Below are 4,026 nucleotides of genomic sequence, written 5' to 3' on the forward strand. Positions count from 1 at the left end.
GAAAGTGCGTCCATCGGTTTCAGAATGCAGACTTTCTCATTAACTAACCGAGCGACTTGATCGATTGCCCGCAGCGCGGGCAGGCCGTCGGGTGGCAGCCGCGGCACCATGCTCTGCCGCAGGATGGGCAGGGAGATTGGCCGGCCGCGTCGGTGATATGGAGATGATCGTCGCAGACGAAGCGCGAGCGCTCCAGGCCCAGGCCCCAATCGCTTGGCGGCGGCTCCATAAGACGTACCGTTGGGTGCCAGTCGATGCGTATGAGCCTTTCGCCCTTACGGCGTTTGATCAGCACTTCGAAGCGCTGCACCGGAACAAACAACTCCAGCCCCTGCGCCCATTCGATCGTCACGTGAAGCGCATAATTGCGGCGCAGATCGTCGAGCTTGGCGGAATATTCCCGCTCGATCGCCGCGATACGCAGCATCTCTCGCTTGCGGTCGCCTTCCGCCTTTTCACCCGAGGCACCGGCAAGGCTGGCGAGCCTCTTTTGAGCCACGAGATGCAGATCGTTGTGGTACTCATGGATGCGGGTGCGATCGCGGTCGAGACGGCGTCGCATCGTGCGCAGAAACGGCTCCATTTCGAGTCGCACGCGGTGTTTGAGCAGCGGCCGCACCCGCGCTTCAAGAGTGGGCGCATCCCACGCCGGTCCCGCCGCGCGGCGGACGTCCGGGTCGGGTACTTGCCATTCCGTGTCCGCCGCCAGCAGCGGACGCAACCGCGCTAAAACGTCGTCGATGACCGCGCCGGTTCCCTGGTTGAATCCGAGCCAGACCAGCCCTTCACGCTTCTCGTCGGAGACCGCGGTGTAACGGAACGCTAGCAGCAGGCAACGCGCCCAGGCCGTCGAGACGCCATGCAAGCGCCAAATGGCATTAGGAAGATCGAGGGCGTGGTCGAGCAGGCGTTCGGGATAAGCGATGCGCGGCATGGGGTCTGGGAGCACGAGCTGTCGCTCAGCCCAACGACCTCGGTCACGCAGAAGCGCGCCAAAGCGGTCGAGCCAGTCGCCTTCGAATCCGACGGCCACCGCTCCAGCCGGAAGCTCGGCCCCGAAACCGAGCCGCACCAGTTCCGGCCAGTCCATGGCCGTGCGTAGGGGTTCGGGCGCCAGCACTTCCAGGCCGTCTGGCTCCACGGCCTCGACGGCCGAGCCTTCGATCTCCAGCACGTCAGAGACGAAATCGCGCAGTTCGCCCATCGCCGGCTCCCTCACGCCGTTTCAAAATCTTCGCCGAACAGCGCCGCATCGAGTGCCTTGGCGCCCTCATGCTGCACCCGCGCAGCATCGAGCCGGCGGCCCAGGGCATCGAAGGCATCGGTCCGACCAGCCTCGGTCGCTTCGAGCCAGGCGTTGAGCGCCAGCTCCGGGAAGTCGCGTTCATCCCCCAGCCCGCCGAGGATCGCGCCGACCTCACCGACGACCAGTTCGAACATGGAGATCTTCTCCTCAAGCAGCGCCAGCAACTGATCTTCCAGTGTGCCGCGCGTGACGAGGTTAAACACGAAGACCTCCCGATTTTGGCCGATGCGGTCGATGCGGCCAATGCGCTGCTCAATCGCCATAGGGTTCCAAGGTACATCGAAGTTAATGAGCGTGTTGCAGAACTGAATATTGCGGCCCTCGCCACCGGATTCTGTGCAGAGCAGCACGGGCGCTTTGTCGCGGAAGTCGGCAATCGCTGCATCCTTCTGCGGCCCGCTGAGGCTGCCGTCGAAGCGCGCGAAGGGCAAGCCGGCATGCGCGAGCAGATTGGCCAGGCGGGCCAGCGTCTCTCGGGAATGGACGAAGACCAGCTTCTTCTCATCCGGGTTGCGACGAAGCAGGTCGAGTAGCGCCGTCTCCTTGCCACCGGTTTCAATCGCCGCCCAGCGTTCGGCTAGAGCCCGCCACTCCATGTCGTCGGGACGGCGTGCTGCGAACCGCGCCACGGCAACCGCCGCGGCGACCGGCGACGATCCGGCCGCGCCGAGCAGGTGGTGCAGTGCCAACCGGTGCCCGCCCGCCCCGGTCTCGGCTGCGAGGCGGCGCACTGCGGCCGCCAGATCGGCATAGGCCTCGACTTCGCCCGGCTGGCCATCGACCTTAATCGTGACCGCGTGGCGGCGCGGAAGTTTCAGAGCGACGACCGCGCGGGTGTTGCGGATCATGGCGCCGCGCATCAATTCACGCAGGCGCTCGGGATTCGCCGGCTGTCTCGGCTTGCCGGGTGTCATGTAGGCAGCGCGGAATTCCTTGAGCGTCTTGAAGATGCCAGGCTTCAAGAGCGTCATTATATTGTATAGTTCCACAAGGTCATTCTGCACCGGCGTCGCTGAGAGCAGCAGCAAGAAACGCTTGTTGAGCGCATCGACGAGCTTCCAACTCTGGCTCGACCGGTCGCGCAGATGATGCGCCTCGTCGATAATGACGAGGTCGAAGGTACCCCCGAGCAGATGCTCAGAATGCTCGCGTCGTCGAGCCGCCGAGATCGACGCGATGATACGCTTCTGCCCCCAGAACGCGGGCGGGTCGTCGCGCAGCAGCTGGTCGTGGGTCGTCGCGAAAGACAGGCTGAATTTGGTCTCCAGTTCCTCCCGCCATTGCCCGACGAGCGAGGCCGGCGCCAGCACTAGCACCCGCTCCGCCATGCCGCGCAACGCATATTCCTTGAGAACCATACCGGCCTCGATGGTTTTTCCGAGGCCGACCTCGTCGGCAAGCAGCACACGGCCGCGGAACTGCTTCAACACCTTCCGCACGGTCTCGATCTGATGCCAGAATGGTTCGACGCCGGTGAGGTGCGGCAGGCAGAGAAGTTCGTCGAAGCCTTGAGCGAAGCCGAGATGGGTGAAACGCTCGCGCAGCCCCCACCATCGGCCCTCCCGTTCGGGCACACGCGCAATGATGTGGAGTAGGGGCGCAAGGTCAACCTCGGCCGCAAAGGAGATGTCGATTTCGATCCTCGGCAAGGACTGGAGCGAGGTTGACGCGACCTCAGGGACAGGCGGCGTGGGCTTGCTGGACGGGCGCGCTGGACGAGGGGCGGGTGGGGGTTTGACTTTACTCTTTGCCGCCGCCGCTTGGCGTCGTTGCGGACAGGGCTGGTCGCGATCCATGATCGCGTCGACCTGCCCTACCATCCATCGCATGCGTTCCCTTCCGCCCGGAAAAGCCTGGAGCGCGGCATGCCAATCGGTCAGCCCGTGGCGTTCCAATAACGCCCGGGCCGCCACACGTTTTCCATCTTGGAACAGCGCCAGCGCTCGTAGCAGGTGATCTGTCGGCGTCGCGCTGTAGCGCTTGGAAATCCGCTTGAGAAACACTAGCGCCCGCTCGGGCCGGTCATCCAAAAGGGCCGCCGTGACAGCGAGCGTGAGGACGATCGGATCGCCGGGGCAGGCGTCAACCGCTGACTCGGCTAGCTCCAGGAATCCGGTGTCGCGACTCGTATCGTCGAAAGTCCGCGACAGCCGCTCTACCCAAACGTCCGCATCGCCCGATGGTTCGAGGGGAAGGAGAGCTTGGTGCGGCAAGGCACGCATAAATAGGCCACAATCCCGAGGCGACAGAATCATCGTCTGCCACTGCTTCGAGAAGGCTAGCTGAGTATGAGGTAAGATCAAGACTTGGAAGGTCGCGCACAACCCCAATTGTGAATATCATGCCGTCCAAGCTCATGCCGCGAGTCTCAGCCGGCGCGTTCAGCGAGTTATTATCAGCGCGCACGTAGGAGGGGCGCTCAATTGCTGCTGATGCAGCGCTTTGGTTCCCGCGATCAATGGCCACGACGCCGGCATTCTGGCTAGGTTTCCCGTTTCCGTTGAATACGGGAAAACACTACAAAAACCCTTACAGTGGATTTGGTTTACCCGACTTGGAGCTTGTACCCATACGGGTTTCGACGACGGTTTCCCGGTATTTTCCCGCTTATGCGGGAACAACCGTGGGCACCTCGCGCGGTCGATCAACACGGATGGTGGCGGTCAGCGACTTTTCCGGGTTGGTGAGCTCGGCCTGCGCCTTGGCCAGCGCCGCCGCGA

Annotated in this window: 2 protein-coding genes; both read right to left on the reverse strand. The window is 63.5% G+C overall.

Annotated features, from left to right (window positions below):
• Nucleotides 1-43 precede the first annotated feature (43 nt).
• Nucleotides 44-1,204 (reverse strand): hypothetical protein, encoded by a 1,161-nt coding sequence (locus VF515_03755; GenBank protein ID HEX7406749.1) that lies wholly within the window; start codon nucleotides 1,202-1,204, stop codon nucleotides 44-46.
• 11 nt (nucleotides 1,205-1,215) lie between these two features.
• A complete protein-coding gene (locus tag VF515_03760) occupies nucleotides 1,216-3,528 on the reverse strand; it encodes an SNF2-related protein (protein HEX7406750.1) in 2,313 nt (770 codons plus the stop codon).
• Between the last annotated feature and the right edge of the window lie 498 nt (nucleotides 3,529-4,026).

The sequence above is a fragment of the Candidatus Binatia bacterium genome, from assembly GCA_036382395.1.
In the GTDB taxonomy this organism is placed as follows: Bacteria; Desulfobacterota; Binatia; order HRBIN30; family HRBIN30; genus JAGDMS01.

What these genes read in the sequence shown, in the direction of transcription:
- VF515_03755 (HEX7406749.1), bottom strand. Translation starts at nt 1,204, where the DNA reads ATGGGCGAACTGCGCGATTTCGTCTCTGACGTGCTGGAGATCGAAGGC.
- VF515_03760 (HEX7406750.1), bottom strand. Translation starts at nt 3,528, where the DNA reads ATGCGTGCCTTGCCGCACCAAGCTCTCCTTCCCCTCGAACCATCGGGC.